At 71.9% G+C, this 19880-nt stretch carries 15 protein-coding genes and 1 tRNA gene; 12 read left to right on the top strand and 4 right to left on the bottom strand.

Annotated elements, in window-relative coordinates:
- Positions 1-70: 70 nt before the first annotated feature.
- Together ilvD and LCD31_RS29480 are read right to left on the bottom strand one after the other, a co-directional pair.
- Positions 71-1915: a dihydroxy-acid dehydratase gene (gene ilvD, locus LCD31_RS05875; RefSeq protein ID WP_224956481.1), complete on the bottom strand. Its 1845-nt coding sequence runs from the start codon at positions 1913-1915 to the stop codon at positions 71-73.
- Between the two features lie 230 nt (positions 1916-2145).
- A complete protein-coding gene (locus tag LCD31_RS29480; protein ID WP_224966759.1) occupies positions 2146-3006 on the bottom strand; it encodes a PH domain-containing protein in 861 nt (286 codons plus the stop codon).
- Between the two features lie 574 nt (positions 3007-3580).
- Between LCD31_RS29480 and LCD31_RS05885 the strand changes: the two genes are divergently transcribed.
- From LCD31_RS05885 to ilvC, 3 genes are all read left to right on the top strand, one after another.
- Complete coding sequence (locus LCD31_RS05885; protein WP_224956482.1) at positions 3581-5413, top strand: acetolactate synthase large subunit; 1833 nt, start codon at positions 3581-3583, stop codon at positions 5411-5413.
- Between the two features lie 8 nt (positions 5414-5421).
- Positions 5422-5928 (top strand): acetolactate synthase small subunit, encoded by a 507-nt coding sequence (gene ilvN, locus LCD31_RS05890; RefSeq protein ID WP_224956483.1) that lies wholly within the window; start codon positions 5422-5424, stop codon positions 5926-5928.
- Positions 5929-6053: 125 nt separating this feature from the next.
- Positions 6054-7049 (top strand): ketol-acid reductoisomerase, encoded by a 996-nt coding sequence (gene ilvC, locus LCD31_RS05895; protein WP_224956484.1) that lies wholly within the window; start codon positions 6054-6056, stop codon positions 7047-7049.
- Between the two features lie 309 nt (positions 7050-7358).
- On the opposite strand, the gene LCD31_RS05900 is transcribed toward ilvC, so the two are convergent.
- A complete protein-coding gene (locus tag LCD31_RS05900) occupies positions 7359-8216 on the bottom strand; it encodes a LysR family transcriptional regulator (RefSeq protein WP_224956485.1) in 858 nt (285 codons plus the stop codon).
- A gap of 69 nt (positions 8217-8285) precedes the next feature.
- Between LCD31_RS05900 and LCD31_RS05905 the strand changes: the two genes are divergently transcribed.
- The 6 genes from LCD31_RS05905 (at position 8286) to LCD31_RS05930 (ending at position 15474) form a co-directional block, all read left to right on the top strand.
- Positions 8286-9194: a DMT family transporter gene (locus LCD31_RS05905; protein ID WP_224956486.1), complete on the top strand. Its 909-nt coding sequence runs from the start codon at positions 8286-8288 to the stop codon at positions 9192-9194.
- 111 nt (positions 9195-9305) lie between these two features.
- A complete protein-coding gene (locus LCD31_RS05910) occupies positions 9306-9566 on the top strand; it encodes a DUF397 domain-containing protein (RefSeq protein ID WP_373690015.1) in 261 nt (86 codons plus the stop codon).
- A 216-nt stretch (positions 9567-9782) separates the two neighbouring features.
- Positions 9783-11372 (top strand): phosphoglycerate dehydrogenase, encoded by a 1590-nt coding sequence (gene serA / locus LCD31_RS05915; RefSeq protein WP_224956487.1) that lies wholly within the window; start codon positions 9783-9785, stop codon positions 11370-11372.
- 235 nt (positions 11373-11607) lie between these two features.
- Entirely contained in the window at positions 11608-12651 is a 1044-nt protein-coding gene (locus tag LCD31_RS05920) for a 3-isopropylmalate dehydrogenase (RefSeq protein ID WP_224956488.1), read from the top strand.
- Between the two features lie 317 nt (positions 12652-12968).
- Complete coding sequence (cimA, locus tag LCD31_RS05925; protein WP_224956489.1) at positions 12969-14636, top strand: citramalate synthase; 1668 nt, start codon at positions 12969-12971, stop codon at positions 14634-14636.
- Between the two features lie 61 nt (positions 14637-14697).
- A complete protein-coding gene (locus tag LCD31_RS05930; protein ID WP_224956490.1) occupies positions 14698-15474 on the top strand; it encodes a fumarylacetoacetate hydrolase family protein in 777 nt (258 codons plus the stop codon).
- Between the two features lie 132 nt (positions 15475-15606).
- Here the strand turns inward: LCD31_RS05930 and LCD31_RS05935 are convergent, their stop codons facing one another.
- A complete protein-coding gene (locus LCD31_RS05935) occupies positions 15607-16842 on the bottom strand; it encodes an FAD-dependent oxidoreductase (RefSeq protein ID WP_224956492.1) in 1236 nt (411 codons plus the stop codon).
- 133 nt (positions 16843-16975) lie between these two features.
- On the opposite strand from LCD31_RS05935, the gene gltX reads away from it, so the two are divergent.
- The 3 genes from gltX to LCD31_RS05950 all read left to right on the top strand — a co-directional run bounded on the left by gltX (position 16976) and on the right by LCD31_RS05950 (position 19704).
- Positions 16976-18469: a glutamate--tRNA ligase gene (gltX, locus tag LCD31_RS05940; protein ID WP_224956493.1), complete on the top strand. Its 1494-nt coding sequence runs from the start codon at positions 16976-16978 to the stop codon at positions 18467-18469.
- Positions 18470-18661: 192 nt separating this feature from the next.
- Entirely contained in the window at positions 18662-19429 is a 768-nt protein-coding gene (locus LCD31_RS05945) for an HAD family hydrolase (RefSeq protein WP_224956495.1), read from the top strand.
- Between the two features lie 203 nt (positions 19430-19632).
- A tRNA-Gln gene (locus LCD31_RS05950) sits at positions 19633-19704 on the top strand.
- Positions 19705-19880 lie beyond the last annotated feature (176 nt).

The following is a 19880-nucleotide window of genomic DNA, read 5'->3' on the forward strand; positions in this document are numbered from 1 at the left end:
CCAAGTAGGACCGCGAACGTGCCGACGGCCGGGTTCCACGTGGAACCCGGCCGTCGGCACGTTCGCGGTCCTACTTGGAGACGTCTCGGACGGCGCCGTGCGAGGCGGAGGTGGCCAGCCGCGCGTAGGCGCGCAGCGCCGAGGTCACCTTGCGCTCGCGGGACACCGGCTGCCACGGGTGCTCGCTGCTCTCCATCTTGGCGCGCCGCTCGGCCAGCACCTCGTCGTCGACGAGCAGCTGCAGCGTGCGCTCCCGCACGTCGATGAGGATCTGGTCGCCCTCCTCGACGAGGCCGATCACGCCGCCGTTGCCCGCCTCCGGCGAGATGTGCCCGATGGACAGCCCGGAGGAACCGCCGGAGAACCGGCCGTCGGTGATCAGCGCGCACTTCTTGCCGAGACCGGAGCCCTTCAGGAACGCGGTCGGGTGCAGCATCTCCTGCATGCCCGGTCCGCCGGAGGGGCCCTCGTAGCGGATCACCAGCACGTCACCGGGCTCGATCTTCTTCTGCAGGATCGCGGCGACGGCCTGCTCCTGGCTCTCCAGCACCCGCGCCGGGCCCTGGAAGTGCCACAGCTCCTCCTCGACGCCCGCGGTCTTCACGACCGCACCGTCCTCGGCGAGGTTGCCGCGCAACACCGCCAGCCCGCCGTCCGCGGTGTAGGCGTGCTCGAAGTCGCGGATGCAGCCGCCCGCGGCGTCGGTGTCCAGCGAGGACCAGCGGTTCTCGGTGGAGAACGCCTGCGTGGTGCGGACTCCGCCGGGCGCGGCGTGGAACAGGTCGAGCGCTTCTTGGGAGGGCGATGCGCCGCGCACGTCCCAGCGGTCCAGCCACTCGGTGAGGCTGGCGCTGTGCACCGAGGACACGTCGCGGTGCAGCAGCTCCGCGCGGTCCAGCTCACCCATGATCGCGGAGATGCCGCCGGCTCGGTGCACGTCCTCCATGTGGTAGTCGGAGTTCGGCGCGACCTTCGACAGGCACGGCACCTGGCGGCTGATCCGCTCGATGTCCGAGAGCTCGAAGTCGATTTCGCCCTCGCGGGCGGCGGCCAGCGTGTGCAGCACCGTGTTCGTGGAGCCGCCCATCGCCATGTCCAGCGCCATCGCGTTCTCGAACGCCTTCTTGTTCGCGACCGAGCGCGGCAGGACCGAGTCGTCGTCCTCCTGGTACCAGCGCTTCGAGATCCGCACGACGGTGCGCCCGGCCTCCTCGAACAGGGCGCGGCGCGCGGCGTGCGTGGCCAGCGTGGAACCGTTGCCGGGCAGCGCGAGGCCCAAGGCCTCGGTGAGGCAGTTCATCGAGTTCGCGGTGAACATGCCGGAGCAGGAGCCGCAGGTCGGGCAGGCGGAGCGCTCCACCTCGCTGAGCCCGTCGTCGTCGACCGCGGAGTTCGCCGACGCGGAGATCGTGGTGATCAGGTCGGTCGGCGCCTGCGCGACGCCCTCCACGACCACGGCCTTCCCGGCCTCCATCGGGCCACCGGAGACGAACACCGTCGGCACGTTGAGCCGCATCGCGGCGTTCAGCATGCCCGGCGTGATCTTGTCGCAGTTCGAGATGCACACCAGCGCGTCCGCCTGGTGCGCGTTGACCATGTATTCCACCGAGTCGGCGATGATCTCGCGCGAGGGCAGCGAGTAGAGCATCCCGCTGTGGCCCATGGCGATGCCGTCGTCCACCGCGATCGTGTGGAACTCCCGCGGCACACCGCCCGCTTCGCGGATCGTCTCGGCCACCACGTCGCCGAGGTCGCGGAGGTGCACGTGACCGGGCACGAACTGGGTGTAGGAGTTGGCGATGGCCACGATCGGCTTGCCGAAGTCGTCGTCGGTCATGCCGGTGGCACGCCACAGCGAACGGGCGCCTGCGGCGTTCCGTCCGTGGGTGGTGGTGCGGGAGCGCAACTGGGGCATGGTCCTTCTCGGTTCTCTCGCTGAATTCGCGTCGGGACGGCGAAAAGACGCCCACCTCGTGAGTGGGGGGACGAACTGCGGTGACCTCGACGCTACTCCTGCCCGGCGGCGCCGGAGGTGACCGGTTCGCGCTCCCCGGGCGTTCGTGACGCAGGCCTCGGCCGGTACCGGGGAGCGGACGGGGGGGGCGGCGCCCGGTTCGGAACGGGCACCGCCGGCGCGAGCGGGGATCAGCCCGCGGACTCGCGGGAGGTGCCGTCGGCGCCGGGCTCGTCGGTGGACGGCTCGGCGGCGGACTCGGCACCGGTGGCCTCGGTGCCCGCGGTGGTCGGAGATCCGGAGGCGGCATCTCCAGCGGTGGCGGCGGATTCGGCGTCGGTCGCGGACCCGGTGCCCTCGTCCGCCGCGTCCCGGGCCTCGGCGGTGGCGCCGTCGGGCTCCGGAGCGCTCGGCGCGGCGTTCGGGTCGGGGACGCGGCCGCCGCTGAGCTCGGCCAGCCGGCCCACGTCCCGCACCCGGATCGCCGGGAGCGCGATCTCCGCGCCGGAGCCGAGCACGGCCCGCACCCAGCGCCGCTCGTCCAGGCGCAGCGAGGCCAGCTCGTCCCAGCCGAACCCGGTGCGGCCGAACAGGCGGCGCACGGTGATCCGCTCGGCGGTGACCACGGTGCGCGGCCGCACGATCACGTAGGCGAGCGCCAGCGGGATCAGGTAGGTGGGCAGCAGCTGCGGGAACGGCTCGGCGAAGGCGATCGGCGTGACCGAGATCGTCACCGCGAACACCGCGAGCAGCGAGGTCCGGGTCAGCTGGAAGGTCAGCGACTTCGGCAGCGCCTTGGCACGCCCGGCGGCGCGCGGGACGGGCGTCGCGGCCGGTCCGGCGGGCTCGGCGGTGCCGGAGCTCCCGATGCCGAAGTCGTCGGTGCCGGAGTCTCCGGTGCTGGATCCCTCGGCGGTGCGGGGCTGCCCGGCGGCGCCGGAGCCCTCGGGCGCATCGGGGCCGGTCGCCTCGGTGGCCGGCGCGACGCCGGGTTCCGCCGCGTCCTCCCGGGTGGCGGTGCCGGTCGTGCCCTGGTCCTCGGACGTGCTCACTTCGCGGGTCCCCTCTGCCTCTGCGCGTTCCGGCCCCGCGGCCCCGGGCTCCGCGGGGGAGCCGGTGCGCCCGGTGTCGCGCTCGCCGCGGCCGGGGCCGGGCGGCTCGGGTGCCGCAGGTGTCTCGCTCACCCCTCGATGCTCTCACCCGCGCGCGGGACGCCCGCAGCGTCCCTGCTGGTGGCGGGAGTGCGGGGACGCGGTGCGCCCGGTGTCGCGACCGGGCCGCGCGGACCCGCGGCGGCGGAGCGACGTACGCCACACCGGGTTCCGCCGAATGCGCGCGGCATGCTCCCGACCTGCGGGAACACCGGGCGGTGTGCGGCTCCGCCCGGGCCTCCGGTGTCCAGCATGCGGGAGGATCTTCCCGCATGGTTTGACCTCGCGGCGTCCGGGCCGTTAACGTCCTCGTCATGCTGCGACTGCACGACATTCTCGTACTTCCCCGGCGCGTCGACGCCTGAGGAAGCTCCGCAGCGACGACGCGCCAACCCTCGTACGGTCCTATCCGGCCCGGCGGGGGTTTTTTCGTGCCCACTCACCGACCACCACCGTTCGGACAGAGGCGAACTCGATGACCAGCGCCCACACCAGGCAGAGCCCGGTCCCGGCACCGCCGCCGGGACACCGTCCCAAACCAGCACCGACCAACGACGCTCCAGTGCAGGTCACCGGCGCGCAGTCGCTCGTCCGGTCGCTGGAGTCCGTCGGCGCCGAGATCGTCTTCGGCATCCCTGGCGGCACGATCCTGCCTGCCTACGACCCGCTGCTCGACTCCACGAAGGTCCGGCACGTGCTGGTCCGGCACGAGCAGGGCGCCGGGCACGCCGCCACCGGTTACGCCCAGGCCACCGGCAAGGTCGGCGTGTGCATGGCGACCTCCGGTCCCGGCGCGACGAACCTGGTCACCGCGCTCGCCGACGCGCAGATGGACTCGGTCCCGATCGTCGCGATCACCGGCCAGCAGTCGACCAGCCTGATCGGCACCGACGCCTTCCAGGAAGCCGACATCTGCGGCATCACGCTGCCGATCACCAAGCACAACTTCCTGGTCACCAAGGCCGAGGACATCCCGCGCACCATCGCCGAGGCCTTCTACATCGCCTCGTCCGGACGTCCCGGGCCGGTCCTGGTGGACATCCCGAAGGACGTCCAGCAGACCGCGACCACCTTCTCCTGGCCCCCGGAGATGAAGCTGCCCGGCTACCGGCCGACCAGCAAGCCGCACGGCAAGCAGGTCCGCGAAGCCGCGAAGCTGATCACCGCGGCGCAGCGGCCCGTGCTCTACGTCGGTGGTGGCGTGCTCAAGGCCGAGGCGACCGAGCGGCTCCGCGAGCTCGCCGAGACCACCGGCATCCCGGTCGTCACGACCCTGATGGCCCGCGGCGCGTTCCCCGACTCGCACCCGCTGCACCTGGGCATGCCCGGCATGCACGGCACCGTCGCCGCGGTCGCCGCGATGCAGCGCTCCGACCTGCTGATCGCGCTCGGCGCCCGGTTCGACGACCGGGTCACCGGGCAGCTGTCCTCCTTCGCGCCGGAGGCGAAGGTCGTGCACGCCGACATCGACCCGGCCGAGATCTCCAAGAACCGCAACGCCGACGTGCCGATCGTCGGCGACTGCAAGGAGGTCATCGCCGAGCTCATCGACGCCGTCGCCACCGCCACCGAAGCGGGCGGCACCGCCGACCTCGGCCCGTGGTGGACGCAGCTGAGCAGCTGGCGCGACACCTTCCCCCTCGGCTACGAGTGGCCCGCCGACGGCAGCCTCGCCCCCGAGTACGTCATCGAGCGGCTCGGGGCGCTGGCCGGGCCGGAGGCGGTGTACTGCGCGGGCGTCGGCCAGCATCAGATGTGGGCGGCCCAGTTCATCAACTACGAGAACCCCCGGACCTGGTTGAACTCCGGCGGTCTCGGCACCATGGGCTACTCGGTGCCCGCCGCGATGGGCGCCAAGGCCGGACTGCCCGGCACCCAGGTGTGGGCGATCGACGGCGACGGCTGCTTCCAGATGACCAACCAGGAGCTCGCGACCTGCGCCATCGAGGAACTGCCGATCAAGGTGGCCGTCATCAACAACGGCAACCTCGGTATGGTCCGGCAGTGGCAGAGCCTGTTCTACGCCGAGCGCTACTCACACAGTGACCTCGGCACCCACAAGCACCGCATCCCCGACTTCAAGCTGCTGGCCGAAGCGCTCGGCTGCGCGGGCCTGCGGTGCGAATCCCGGGAGGACGTCGACAGCGTCATCCAGCAGGCGATGGAGATCAACGACCGACCCGTCGTGATCGACTTCGTGGTGGGCAAGGACGCGCAGGTGTGGCCCATGGTGGCCGCGGGAACCGGCAACGACGAGATCATGGCGGCGCGCGGAATCCGCCCGCTGTTCGACGAAGACGAGGGGTGACCGCACCCATGAGCCGACACACTCTCAGCGTGCTGGTGGAGAACGTGCCGGGCGCGCTCGCCCGCGTCTCCGGGCTGTTCTCCCGCCGCAGCTTCAACATCGAATCCCTGGCCGTCGGCCCGACCGAGCACCCGGAGATCTCCCGGATGACGATCGTGGTCGCGGTCAGCGACCAGCCCCTCGAACAGGTCACCAAGCAGCTCAACAAGCTCGTCAACGTGATCAAGATCGTGGAGCTGGAACCGGAGGTCGCGGTCCAGCGCGAACTGCTCCTGGTCAAGGTGCGCGCGGACGCCTCCGTGCGCAGCCAGGTGCTGGAAACCGTCCAGCTGTTCCGGGCCAAGGTCGTCGACGTCTCCCCGGAGGCGCTGACCGTCGAAGCCACCGGCGACGGCGAGAAGCTGGGCGCGCTGCTGCGCATGCTGGAGCCCTACGGTATCCGGGAGATGGTGCAGTCCGGGGCGATCGCCATCGGCCGCGGACCCCGCTCCATCACCGCCACCGCGGTGCGCTGACCCCGGTCCCCGGCTCCGCCGGGAGCGCTGCGGCGCGCACCGGCGGGCGGCCGTCCCGCCGCGACCGGGACGGCCCCCGCGGGCAGAACAATTCGAGAAGTCCCGAAAGGAACACGGAAACCATCATGGCAACTGAGATCTTCTACGACGCCGACGCCGACCTCAGCATCGTGCAGGGCCGCAAGGTCGCGGTCATCGGCTACGGCAGCCAGGGCCACGCGCACGCGCTGAGCCTGCGCGACTCCGGTGTGGACGTTCGCATCGGCCTGCCCGAGGGATCGAAGTCCCGCGCCAAGGCCGAGGAAGAGGGCCTGCGGGTGCTGACCCCGGCCGAGGCCTCCGCCGAAGCCGACGTGATCATGATCCTGGCGCCGGACACCAAGCAGCGGGAGATCTACGCCAACGACGTCGCCCCCAACCTCAAGAGCGGCGACGCGCTCTTCTTCGGCCACGGCTTCAACATCCGCTACGGCCTGATCCAGCCGCCGTCGGACGTCGACGTCGCCATGGTCGCTCCCAAGGGTCCCGGCCACCTGGTGCGCCGCCAGTTCGTCGACGGCAAGGGCGTGCCGTGTCTGATCGCCATCGAGCAGGACGCCTCCGGCAACGCGCAGGCGCTGGCGCTGTCCTACGCCGCGGGCATCGGCGGCGCTCGCGCCGGCGTCATCAAGACCACCTTCAAGGAGGAGACCGAGACCGACCTGTTCGGTGAGCAGGCCGTCCTCTGCGGTGGCGCCAGCGCCCTCGTGCAGACCGGTTTCGAGGTCCTCGTCGAGGCCGGCTACCAGCCCGAGATCGCCTACTTCGAGGTGCTGCACGAGCTGAAGCTGATCGTCGACCTCATGTGGGAGGGCGGCATCGCCGGGCAGCGCTACTCCTGCTCCGACACCGCCGAGTACGGCGACCTCACCCGCGGCCCGCGCGTCGTCGACGCGCACGTCAAGGAATCCATGCAGAAGATCCTCGGCGAGATCCAGGACGGCACCTTCGCGAAGGAGTGGGTCGCCGAGGACGAGGCCGGCCGCCCCCACTTCACCAAGCTGCAGCAGGCCGGCAACGACCACCAGATCGAAGAGGTCGGCAAGAAGCTCCGCGCCCTCATGTCCTGGACCGGGAAGTGAGCATCGGCGCACCGCTGAACTGAACCAGCACGCCGCCCGCCGTCCGATCGACGGCGGGTGAGCGGTCGGGAAGGCCCGGGATCCTCACAAGGGATCACCGGGCCTTCGGCGTTTTTTCCCCGGGGTCTTCTTGATCCGGGGTGGGGTGGCGGAACCTCAGCGCTTTCCTCGCTGCGGGATCGTTTTCACAGGTGGCTCCGCCACATGAGAAAACGCTGTCCTCGCGAGGAAAGCGCTGAGAACCCGCGGGTGGTCCTGCTGCGTGTGTGGTCTCCGCTCATCGGCTTCGCCGCTGACAGGACGGGGGTGTCAGGGCTTCTTCGCGTAGAGGGTGGTGAGGAGGTCGACCACGGCGCTGGTCGCGGGGTGGGGGTCGTTGCGGGGCCAGATGACCTGGACGGGGACCGGGGGCGCGTCGCGGACCGGGCGGTAGGTGATGCCGTCGCGGCGGTACTGGGCGACCGTGCCGTGCGGGGTGATCCCCACGCAGCGGCCGGTCGCGATCGCCGCCAGCCAGTCGTCGATGTCGTGCGTCTGCTCCAGCACCGGGCGCTGCTCCGGCGGCCACAGGTCCGCGGTGGTGGTGCCGGTGCGGCGGTCCACCACCAGCACCCGGTCCCGGATCTCGCCCAGCGGCACCGAACGCCGCCGCGCCCACGGGTCGTCGCCCGCCAGCGCCACGTAGCGCCGCTCGTGTCCCACCGTCGCGTGCCCGTAGCGCGCGGAATCCACCCCGGCCCGCACCACCGCCAGATCGCAGGCGCCCTCGGCGAGGCCGCCGGTGTGCGTGTTGGTGCGCACCAGGTGCAGCGCCACGTCCGGGTGCTCGGCCGCCCAGCGGCGCTGGAACTCCTTGGTGTGCCGCCCCACCGCCGACCACGCGTGCCCGAGGCGCAGCCGGGCGTGGCCGCCGGTGGCCTCCCGCACCAGCTCCTCCGCCTCGGCCAGCAGGTGCCGGGCGCGGGCCAGCACCCGCGCGCCCGCCGTGGTCGGGACGCAGCTGCGGCTGGTGCGGTCCAGCAGCCGGACGCCGAGCGCGCGCTCCAGCGAGCGCAGCGTGCGCGAGACCGCCGCCTGCGACACGCCGAGCTCGATCGCGGCGTCGGTGAACGTCCCGGCGTCCGCGATCGCCACCAGGCAGCGCAGCTGCCGCAACTCCACATCCATGACTCCAGCGTATGGATGGTGGTCCCGGTGCATTTTGCCCGGCGCCGCGGCGGCCCGATGCTCGCGGTCATGACGACGACGGAACGCCTCGAACCGGCCACCGGGACCACCACCGCGGACAACGGGACCGCGGGAACCGGGCGGGCGGCCGGGGTGGCGCTGATGCTCGGCGGCGGGCTGTCGAACCAGTTCGGCGCCGCCACCGGGGCGCTCGCGTTCCCCGTCGTCGGGCCCGCCGGGGTGGTGGCGGTGCGGCAGTGGGTGGCGGCCGTGGTGCTGCTGGTCGCCGGGCGGCCGCGGCTGCGCTCGTTCACCGCGCGGCAGTGGTGGCCGGTGCTGGGCCTGGCCGCCGTGTTCGCCACCATGAACCTCTCGCTCTACACCGCCATCGACCGCGTCGGGCTCGGCCTCGCCGTCACCCTCGAATTCCTCGGGCCGCTGGCGGTGGCGCTGCTGACCTCGCGGCGCGCCGTCGACCTCGGCTGCGCCCTCGCCGCCGGGGCCGCCGTGGTGGTGCTGACCCGGCCGCAGCCCAGCACCGACTACGCGGGCATCGGGCTGGCGCTGCTGGCCGCGGTCTGCTGGGGCTGCTACGTGCTGCTGAACCGGACCGTGGGGCGCCGGGTGCCCGGCGCGCAGGGCTCGGCGGCCGCGGCGGGCGTCTCCGGGCTGCTGTACCTGCCGATCGGCATCGCGGTGCTCTGGCAGCACCCGCCGACGCCCGCCGCGCTCGGCTGCGCGGTCGCCGCGGGAGTGCTGTCCTCGGTGGTGCCGTTCGTCGCGGACCTGTTCGCGCTGCGCCGGGTGCCCGCGAACTTCTTCGGCGTCTTCATGAGCGTCAACCCGGTGCTCGCCGCGGTGGTCGGCCTCGTCGTGCTGGGCCAGCGGCCCGGACCGCTGGAGTGGGTGGCGATCGGGGTGATCGTGGCGGCGAACGCGGTCGCCGTGCTCGCCGGGCCCCGCGCGGCCCGCCGTTGACGACCGCGCAGCGGGGCGTCACCGGAGGGCCCGGACGCGTCGGCGTCCGGGGGACCGGCCACCCGTTCACGCGATCGAAGGGCACCGCCGGTGAGCGGTATCGTGCCGGGCGTGAGCGAAGAGACCAACACCACCGTGGACGAACCGGTGGACGACAAGGCGCACATCCGGCACAAGCTGGACTTCACCGACGCCGAGTGGATCACCAGCACCGAGGACGACGACGAACCGGGCGTGGAGATCGCCTTCGTCGACGGCTACATCGGCATGCGCAACGGCGCCGAGCCGGAAGGACCCGTCCTCGTGTTCACGCCCGAGGAATGGGACGCCTTCGTCGCGGGGGCCAAGGACGGCGAATTCGACGAGCCGTGATCCCCGACCGCACGCGCAGCCGCTGAGCTGCCGGTTCATCCTCCCGCCTTCGATCCGGTCGGGCCGCTCGCGCGGACGCCCGGGGCGGCGCGCGGTGGGGTTGGGATGCGTCACACCCTTGTGAACGAGTTCTCAATCTCCCGTTAAACTCGCTGACCGTCCGGGTACAACGCCGTGCCCAGCTACGACCGTGATCCCTCTCAATGGAGCGCGCCCGTGACCAACCGTCCTGTCGTCCTGATCGCCGAGAAGCTGGCCCCCTCCGTGCTGGAAGCCCTCGGAGAAGAGGTCGAGATCCGCCACGTCGACGGCACGGACCGGCCGGCGCTGCTGGAGGCCGTCGCCGACGCCGACGCGCTGCTGGTCCGCTCCGCCACCAAGGTGGACGCCGAAGTCCTCGGCGCGACCGGCAAGCTCAAGGTCGTCGCCCGCGCCGGCGTCGGCCTGGACAACGTCGAGGTGCCCGCCGCCACCGAGCGCGGCGTGATGGTCGTCAACGCGCCCACCTCGAACATCGTCTCCGCCGCCGAGCACGCGCTGGCGCTGCTGCTGGCGGTGGCCCGCAACGTGGCCGCCGCGGACGCGAGCCTGCGCGCGGGGGAGTGGAAGCGCAGCTCCTTCAGCGGCATCGAGCTCAACGGCAAGACCATCGGCGTCGTCGGCCTCGGCAAGATCGGCCAGCTGTTCGCGCAGCGCATCGCGGCCTTCGGCACCAAGCTCATCGCCTACGACCCCTACGTCTCGGCCGCGCGCGCCGCGCAGCTGGGCATCGAGCTGGTCAGCCTGGAAGACCTGCTGGCGCGCGCCGACGCGATCTCCATCCACCTGCCGAAGACCGCCGAGACCCTCGGCCTGATCGGCGCGGAGGAGCTCAAGAAGGCCAAGCAGGGCCTCATCGTCATCAACGCCGCCCGCGGTGGCCTGGTGGACGAGGAGGCGCTGGCCGAGGCGATCCGCAGCGGCCACATCGGCGGTGCCGGCATCGACGTCTACAAGACGGAGCCGACCACCTCCAGCCCGCTGTTCGAGCTGACCAACGTGGTCGCCACCCCGCACCTGGGCGCCTCCACCACCGAGGCGCAGGACCGCGCGGGCACCGACGTGGCCCGCTCGGTGCTGCTGGCGCTGCGCGGCGACTTCGTGCCGGACGCGGTGAACGTGCAGGGCGGTGCCGTCGGCGAAGAGGTGCGCCCGTACCTGCCGCTGACCCAGAAGCTGGGCCAGCTGCTGGCCGCCGTGCTCGGCAGCACGCCGACCTCGGTGACCGTCGAGGCGCGCGGCGAGCTCGCGCACGAAGACGTCTCGGTGCTGCAGCTCGCGGCGCTGCGCGGCGTGTTCTCCGGTGCCGTGGACAGCCAGGTCACCTTCGTCAACGCGCCGCAGCTGGCCGAGGACCTCGGGGTGCAGGTCGAGGTGAAGACCACCTCGGAGAGCCCGAACCACCGCAGCGTCGTCTCGGTGCGCGCGACGCTCGCCGACGGCCGTTCGGCGGTCGTGTCGGGCGCGCTGTCGGGCACCGACCTGGTGGAGAAGCTGATCGAGGTCAACGGCCGCCACTTCGACCTGCGGGCCGAGGGCAGCGTGCTGCTGCTGGAGTACCCGGACCGCCCGGGCGTGATGGGCAAGGTCGGCACCCTGCTGGGCGAGGTCGGCGTGAACATCGAGGCGGCCACGGTCAGCCAGACCGCCGAGGGCTCCGACGCGATCATGCTGCTGCGGGTGGACCGCCCGGTGGAGGCGGGCGTGCTGGAGCCGATCGGCGCGGCCGTCGGCGCTCGCACGGTCCGGACCGTGGACTTCGAGTGATCGGCTGACCGGCGAGGTTTCGGGTTCGCCGTTGCCGGAAAAGGGGCCGTCGCACACCTGTGGGCGGCCCTTTTCGCCACCCCGCTCACCTGCGTCACTCGTTCGGGTGTCCCGCCAACCGGGATGCCTCGACCACTTGGTGGGTCCGGCGTGCCTGCCCGCGTGGCCTTGCCGGTAGCCTTCGGCGCAACAGTTCGAGCCCCGCGGGTCGGGGTGGTAGTCGGGAGGTGTGTACATGCGGCTCGCTGTGATCCCCGGTGACGGGATCGGGCCGGAGGTGGTGGCCGAGGCGCTCAAGGTCCTCGGTGAGGTCGTTCCCGATACCGAGATCACTCGATACGACCTGGGAGCCGCCCGCTGGCACGCGACCGGTGAGCTGCTGCCGGAATCGGTGCTGACCGAACTCCGCCAGCACGACGCGATCCTGCTCGGCGCGGTCGGCGACCCCTCGGTGCCGAGCGGAATCCTGGAGCGCGGGCTGCTGCTGCGGCTGCGCTTCGAGCTCGACCACCACGTCAACCTCCGCCCCGCCCGGCTGTACCCGGGGGTGAAGAGCCCGGTCAACGACCCGGGTGAGATCGACATGGTGGTGGTGCGCGAAGGCACCGAAGGCCCCTACGCGGGCAACGGCGGTCTGCTGCGCAAGGACACGACCCACGAGATCGCCACCGAGGTCAGCCTCAACACGGCGTTCGGCGTGGAGCGGGTGGTGCGCGACGCGTTCGCCCGCGCCGCGTCCCGGCCGCGCAAGCACCTCACGCTGGTGCACAAGACCAACGTCCTCACCCACGCCGGATCGTTGTGGTCCCGGGTGGTCGAGGAGGTCTCGCTGCAACACCCCGACGTGACGGTCGCCTACCAGCACGTGGACGCGACGACGATCCACCTGGTGACCGACCCGAGCCGGTTCGACGTGGTGGTCACCGACAACCTGTTCGGCGACATCATCACCGACCTGGCCGGTGCGGTGACCGGTGGGATCGGTCTCGCCGCCAGCGGCAACATCGACGCGACGCGGCGGAACCCGAGCATGTTCGAGCCGGTGCACGGCAGCGCGCCGGACATCGCCGGGCACGGTTCGGCGGACCCGACGGCCGCGGTGCTGTCGGTGGCGCTGTTGCTCGACCACGTCGGGCAGACCGAGGCGGCACGCCGGGTGGAGGCCTCCGTGGCCTTCGACCTGGCGACGCGGGACCACTCGGCACCGGGAGCGACGTTCGCCGTCGGCGACCGGCTCGCCGCGCTGGTGTCCTCCCGCGAGGTGGCCCAGCAACCCTGATCTCCGGGTCCAGGACGGGCGCCTCCCCACTCCGGGGAGGCGCCCGCCCTCGTCTCCGGGTGCGGACCTCGGACGCGTTCCACCTGGGCGGATCGGGGAACCGGCGGGTGGTGCCGGGCCGGTGCGGTGTGGCAGCATGCGGGCGTGGCCACCACGACCATGATCATTATCGGAGCGCGCGCCGGGTGACGGATTCCGCACCCCCGGCGCGCAGACCTCTCGCATCCACGCGGGGGGTCTTTTTCATGTTCCGGGGGCGGTTCGGCACCAGGCGGCTCCGCCGCACGAGACACCCGACAGCCCGCAGGAGACCCCAAGTGACCCGCACGACCCCGGCCGGCACCCCGCTCGGCGACGACTTCCACGTCTACGACACCACGCTGCGCGACGGAGCCCAGCGGGAAGGCATCTCCTTCTCGGTCACCGACAAGCTCGCCGTCGCGCGGCTGCTGGACTCGCTCGGCGTCGGCTTCGTCGAAGGAGGCTGGCCCGGCGCGCTGCCCAAGGACACCGAGTTCTTCGCCCGCGCCGCCGCCGGTGAGCTCGACCTGCGGCACGCCGCGCTCGTCGCCTTCGGCGCCACCCGCCGGGCGGGCGTGCCCGCGCAGGAGGACCCGCAGGTGCGGGCGCTGCTCGACTCCGGCGCATCCGTCATCACCCTCGTCGCCAAGGCCGACCGCAGGCACGTGGAGCGCGCGTTGCGCACCAGCGCCGAGGAGAACCGCGCGATGATCGCCGACACGGTGCGCCACCTCGTCGGCGAGGGTCGCCGGGTGTTCGTGGACGCCGAGCACTTCTTCGACGGCTACGCCCACGACCCGGACCACGCGCTGCGGGTGCTCGACGCCGCCGTCACCGCCGGCGCCGACCTCGCCGTGCTGTGCGACACCAACGGCGGGCAGCTGCCGACCGGGCTCGCCGACACCGTGCGGGAGGTCGTGGCGCGCACCGGGTTCCGCGTCGGCATCCACTGCCAGGACGACACCGCCTGCGCCGTCGCCAACTCGGTCGCCGCCGTGCAGGCCGGCGCCAGCCACGTGCAGTGCACCGCCAACGGTTACGGCGAGCGCGCGGGCAACGCGGACCTGTTCTCGGTCGTCGGGAACCTCCGGACCAAGCTCGGCATGCCGGTGCTGCCGGACGGGCGGCTGACCGAGCTGACCCGCGTCTCGCACGCGCTCGCCGAGATCGCCAACCTCGCCCCCGATGCGCACCAGGCGTACGTGGGCGCTTCCACGTTCGCGCACAAGGCGGGGCTGCACGCGAGCGCGATCAAGGTCGACCCGGAGCTGTACAACCACCTGGACCCGGCCGTGGTCGGCAACGAGATGCGGGTGCTGGTCACCGAGATGGCCGGGCGCGCCAGCCTGGAGCTCAAGGGCGCCGAACTCGGCGTGGACCTGTCCGGGGCGCCCGACGCGGTCGGCGGCGCGGTGCGCAGGGTCAAGGAGCTGGAGGCGCGCGGCTGGTCCTTCGAGGCCGCCGACGCCTCGCTGGAACTGCTGCTGCGCCGCGAACTCGACGCGGCGGGGGAGCGGTCCGCGGTACCGGAGGCGCCGTTCGAGCTGGAGTCCTACCGGGTGCTGCTGGACCACCGCCCCGACGGCGCCGTCGTCTCCGAGGCCACGGTGAAGGTGCACGTCGCCGGAACCCGGGTGATCGCCACCGCCGAGGGCAACGGCCCGGTGAACGCGCTGGACGCGGCGCTGCGCGAGGCGCTGGTGCCGCACCTGCCGTGGCTGGACGAGGTGGCGCTGGTGGACTACAAGGTCCGCATCCTCACCGACGCCTCCGGCACCGACGCGGTCACCCGGGTGCTGGTGGAATCCCGGGACGACCACGAGGAGTGGACCACCGTCGGCGTGCACGGCAACATCGTCGAGGCCAGCTGGCTCGCGCTCCGCGACGCCCTCGCGTACAAGGCGTTGCGCCGCAACGCGAACGCGGGCCGACCGGCGACGGGCCCGGCCGCCGCGACCGCATAGGCTGGTCCGGCCCGCCCCGCGCGGGCCACGTGGAACAACCGGGAACGAAAAGAGGTCCGCCGTGCGCCTGGCCCGAGTCGCCCACTCCGACGGGGTGTCGTTCGTCGCGCTGGAACCCGATCCGTCCGCGCCGAAGGAGAAGGTGCTGGCCATCGAGATCGACCAGCACCCGTTCGGCGACCCCACCTTCACCGGGCGCAAGTGGCCGATGGCCGACGTCCGGCTGCTCGCCCCGATCCTGCCCAGCAAGGTCGTCTGCGTCGGCAAGAACTACGCCGACCACGCGAAGGAGATGGGCGGGGAGGCGCCGGCGAACCCGGTGATCTTCATGAAGCCGTCGACTTCGGTCACGAGCCCGAACGCGCCGATCAAGCTGCCGCCGAACTCGGAGCGCGTCGACTTCGAGGGCGAGCTGGCCGCCGTCATCGGCCAGCCGTGCAAGGACGTGCCGGAGGCGCGCGGCACCGAGGTGGTCCTCGGCTACACGATCGCCAACGACGTCACCGCGCGCGACCAGCAGCAGGCCGACGGGCAGTGGACGCGGGCCAAGGGCTACGACACGTTCTGCCCGCTGGGGCCGTGGATCGACACCGCCGTGGACCCCGCCGACCTGGGGCTGCGCACCGAGCTGGACGGCGAGCTCCACCAGGAGTCGCGGACCTCGCTGATGCTGCACGACGTGGCGGGCCTGGTGTCCTGGGTGTCGCGGATCATGACGCTGCTGCCCGGCGACGTCATCCTCACCGGCACCCCCGCCGGGGTGGGGCCGATGAAGTCCGGCCAGTCGGTCTCCGTCTCCATCGACGGCCTCGGCACCCTCACCAACCCGGTGCAGTGACCCGCACTGCCCGCCGCCCGCCCAGAGCGGCGGGCAGTGCCCGTCCCCGATCCTTTCCTGTCAGCGCGAAGCGCTGAGCCAACGACCACGCACGCAACCGGACCACCAGCTGAGGTTCCGCCACCCACCCCCTCAACGAGACGACCAGCGAGCCGGAGGGCGTTCGCGAAGAGCGCCGTAGGCGAGCAGGTAGGGCGGGAGCACGCGCAGCGCGGGCAGCCGCGTGATCAACCGGATCGGGCGCGGCAGCCGGGTCCGGCCCCCGAAGTCGATGGCACCGCGCAGCGCGGGCTCGACCACGTTGCGGTGCAACACCTTCTGCAATCCCTGGATCAGCACGGTCGTCGGCCAGCGCCTGCGCTGGATCGCCGCCACGTGCCTGCGCCGCAACCGGCCCTCGCGCAGCGGCCGCGCCAGGTGCCGGGCCGCGGCGACCGCGTCCTGCACGGCCAGGTTGATGCCGATGCCGCCGACCGGGGACATGGCGTGCGCCGCGTCCCCGATGCACAGCAGCCCCGGCACGTGCCACTTGCGCAACCGGTCGAGGGTGACGTGCAGCAGCTTCACGTCCGCCCACTCGCCGACCAGCTCGCGGCCGTCGTCGAACCAGGGCACGAGGTGGCGCAGCCGCCGGTTGAACTCCTCGATCGGCCCGGACCTGCCGTCGGCATCGGTGTCCTTCGCGATGATCGAGGCCGTCTGGTAGTAGTCGCCGCGGTCGATCAGCGCGGTGAACGTGCGGTCGCGGACCAGCCCGACCAGCCCGGAGGGGTCGTCCTCCCGGCGTGGCACCCGGAACCAGCGCACGTCCATCGGAGTGGGGAAGTCCCGCAGCCCGAGCTCCGGCAGCCGCCGGGCGAGCGAATCCCGTCCGTCGCAGGCGACGGTGATGTCGGCGCGCAGCTCCCCGGTGGTGCCGTCGGCCTCGCGGTAGTGCACGCCGTTGACCCGGCCGCCCTCCCGGATGAGCCCGGTGACCTCGGTGCGCATCCGCAGCGCGAAACCGTCCTGCTGCTTCGCCTCCTCGGCGAGCAGGTCCAGCAGATCCCACTGCGGGACCAGCGCGATGTGGTTGTACTTGATCGGGAGCAGCCGGAAGTCCCCGATGGTGACGAGTTCGCCGTCCTCGCCGACGGGCAGCCGCACCGTCTCCACCCTGCGCTGCGGCAGCGCGGCGAACCGCTCCGCCAGGCCGAGGTCGTCCATGAGCTGCAGGGTCGTCGGGTGCACCGTGTCGCCGCGGAAGTCCCGCAGGAAGTCGCCGTGCTTCTCCAAGACGGTGACCCGCACCCCGGAGCGGGCCAGCAGCAGCCCCAGGACCATGCCCGCGGGTCCGCCTCCGATGACGCAGCAGGTGGTGCGTTCCATCCCGATCACTCCCAGCCGGTGCGGCGCTGCACGAACACCCGATCGATATTCAACGGACGTTGAATAACTCCAGGGTGCTCCTCCCGGACTCGCTGGTCAACCACCCCGCCCCGCCCGATATGGTGGGCGGGTCATGAGCACGCCAGAGTTCGCCACCCCAGCGCCAGGAACCGTCCGCGCCCGGTTCTGCCCGTCGCCCACCGGCACGCCGCACGTCGGGCTGATCCGCACCGCCCTGTTCAACTGGGCCTTCGCCCGGCACCACCGCGGCAGCCTCGTGTTCCGCATCGAGGACACCGACGCCAGCCGGGACAGCCAGGAGTCCTACGACGCGCTGCTCGAAGCGCTGCGCTGGCTCGGCCTCGACTGGGACGAAGGTCCCGGTGTCGGCGGCGAGCACGGCCCCTACCGGCAGAGCGAGCGCAAGGACGTCTACGCCGACATCGCCCAGCGCCTGCTGGCCGCCGGCGAGCTCTACGAGGCGTACTCCACGCCGGAAGAGGTCGAAGCCCGGCACAAGGCCGCCGGCCGCGACCCCAAGCTCGGCTACGACAACTTCGACCGCGACCTCACCGACGAGCAGAAGGCCGCCCACCGCGCCGAAGGCCGCACCCCCGTGCTGCGGCTGCGGATGCCGGACCACGACATCACCTTCGACGACCTCGTCCGCGGCGAGATCACCTTCCGCGCGGGCACCGTGCCCGACCCGGTGCTCGTCCGCGGCAGCGGCGACGCGCTCTACACCCTCACCAACCCCGTCGACGACGCGCTCATGCGCATCACCCACGTGCTGCGCGGCGAGGACCTGCTCTCCTCCACCCCGCGCCAGATCGCGCTCTACGAAGCGCTCCAGCGCATCGGCGTCACCGACTTCACCCCCGCCTTCGGGCACCTGCCGTTCGTCATGGGCGAAGGCAACAAGAAGCTCTCCAAGCGCGACCCGCAGTCCAACCTGTTCCACCACCGGGACCGCGGATTCCTGCCCGAAGGGCTGCTCAACTACCTGGCGCTGCTCGGCTGGTCCATCGCCGACGACCGCGACGTGTTCACCCTCGACGAGATGGTCGAGGCATTCGACATCGGCAGCGTGAGCAGCAACCCCGCGCGGTTCGACCAGAAGAAGGCCGACGCCATCAACTCGGCGCACCTGCGGGCCCTCGCCCCCGACGACTTCGTGCAGCGCGTCGTGCCCTACCTCGTCGCGGGCGGCGTGCTCGACGCCGAACCCACCGAGCAGCAGCTCGACACCGTGCGCGCCGCCGCACCCCTCGTGCAGGAACGGCTCATCGTGCTCTCCGACGCCGTCGGCATGATGCGGTTCCTGTTCGCGGGCGACGAGTTCGAACCCGAAGAGGCCTCCGCGCAGAAGGCCCTCGGCGACGACGCGCGGCCCGTCCTCGAAGCCGCCATCGGCGCCCTCGACGCCCTCGACGGCTGGACCACCGAAGCCATCGAAGCGGCGCTCAAGGAGTCCGTCGTGGACGGACTCGGCATCAAACCGCGCAAGGCCTTCGCGCCCGTCCGCGTCGCCGTCACCGGTCGCACCGTGTCGCCGCCGCTGTACGAATCGATGGAACTGCTCGGGCGAGACGTCTCGCTCCAGCGCCTCCGGCGCGCACTGGGCTGATCAGCAGCACGATTCCGGCGACCGGGTGATGTCCGCAATGGACGTCACCCGGTACCGGCGCGTGCACTAAACCGTGTCAGCCAACGACTATCACCGGCTTGGCCGAGTCGGGCACCGCCGGTGAACACCTAGCCTCTCGGGGTGACATCCGCGCCGCACCCAGAGATCGCCCCACCCGGCCACGTCAAAGCCGTGTGCCTCGACATCGACGACACCCTGCTCGACAACGCAGCCTCCTCCCGCCTCGGCCTCCGCGCCCTCATCGGCAACGACGCCGCCTGGCCCGTGTGGCGACACACCACCGAAGAGCACTACGAGCGCTACGTCGCGGGCGAACTCGACTTCGCCACCATGTGCCGCGAACGCACCCGCGCCTTCTTCGCCGCCTTCGGCGAACGGCTCAGCGACGCCGAAGCCGCCGCCCGCGAAGACCGCCGCATGGCCGCCATGCAAGCCGCCTGGTGCCTCTTCGACGACGCCGTGCCCTGCCTCGACTGGCTGCGCGCCGCAGGCCTCCAACTCGCCGTCATCACCAACGCGCCCAGCGCCTACCAGCGCAAGAAGATCAGCCGCACCGGGCTCGCCGGCGTCTTCGACAGCCTCGTCATCTCCGGCGAACTCGGCATCGCCAAACCCGATCCGCGGATCTTCCACGCCGCCTGCGAATCCCTCGGCGCCGCCCCGCACGAAGTCGTCCACGTCGGCGACCGGCTCGACACCGACGCCCTCGGCGCCGCCGACGCCGGACTGCACGGCGTCTGGCTCAACCGCGGCGGAACCGAGCACACCCCGCCCGACGGCGTGTCCATGATCACCAGCCTCGCGGAACTCCCCGAACTCCTCGTCTGCGAACTGCCCTTCGCGCCCGGGATCCCCGGCCAGCACGCCCCCGCCCCGACTCCGGCGGACCGGTCCCACCCGGACATCGGGAGACCGCGCCTCGGCGCGCTCAGCGGCTGAACGAGCCCGGCCCGCGACGCCGGCGACGACGCCGACCGGACAGCGCCCCGGACCCACCCCCACCAGGGAAGTCATCCGAAGAGGGGGGTGCTGTCACGGCCCCGCGGGCCATGCTCTACTATTTTCATCAGCAAGGCGGACAGCGGCAAAGAGTCGGACTTCCTCCAGAAGCCCGGACCAACACCGCTGAACGCCGAAGCCGATGGGGTATGGTGTAATCGGCAGCACGACTGATTCTGGTTCAGTTAGTCTAGGTTCGAGTCCTGGTACCCCAGCGGAACGATCAGCAATGATCGTTCGTTCTAGGGCCCCATCGTCTAGCGGCCTAGGACGCCGCCCTTTCACGCCGGTAGCGCGGGTTCGAATCCCGTCGGGGCTACGTCAGCGTGTTCAGTCCCCACATCCTTCGGGTGTGGGGACTTTTGCGGGTTCGGGCTTTTTATTGGGGGGG

Source organism: Saccharopolyspora sp. 6M, assembly GCF_020176775.1.
GTDB classification, from domain to species: Bacteria; Actinomycetota; Actinomycetes; order Mycobacteriales; family Pseudonocardiaceae; genus Saccharopolyspora_C; species Saccharopolyspora_C gregorii.

Coding starts and splice junctions, on each gene's coding strand:
- ilvD (WP_224956481.1), bottom strand. CDS start 1,915: ATGCCCCAGTTGCGCTCCCGCACCACCACCCACGGACGGAACGCCGCA.
- ilvN (WP_224956483.1), top strand. CDS start 5,422: ATGAGCCGACACACTCTCAGCGTGCTGGTGGAGAACGTGCCGGGCGCG.
- LCD31_RS05885 (WP_224956482.1), top strand. CDS start 3,581: ATGACCAGCGCCCACACCAGGCAGAGCCCGGTCCCGGCACCGCCGCCG.
- ilvC (WP_224956484.1), top strand. CDS start 6,054: ATGGCAACTGAGATCTTCTACGACGCCGACGCCGACCTCAGCATCGTG.
- LCD31_RS05935 (WP_224956492.1), bottom strand. CDS start 16,842: ATGGAACGCACCACCTGCTGCGTCATCGGAGGCGGACCCGCGGGCATG.
- gltX (WP_224956493.1), top strand. CDS start 16,976: ATGAGCACGCCAGAGTTCGCCACCCCAGCGCCAGGAACCGTCCGCGCC.
- LCD31_RS05905 (WP_224956486.1), top strand. CDS start 8,286: ATGACGACGACGGAACGCCTCGAACCGGCCACCGGGACCACCACCGCG.
- LCD31_RS05900 (WP_224956485.1), bottom strand. CDS start 8,216: ATGGATGTGGAGTTGCGGCAGCTGCGCTGCCTGGTGGCGATCGCGGAC.
- LCD31_RS05920 (WP_224956488.1), top strand. CDS start 11,608: ATGCGGCTCGCTGTGATCCCCGGTGACGGGATCGGGCCGGAGGTGGTG.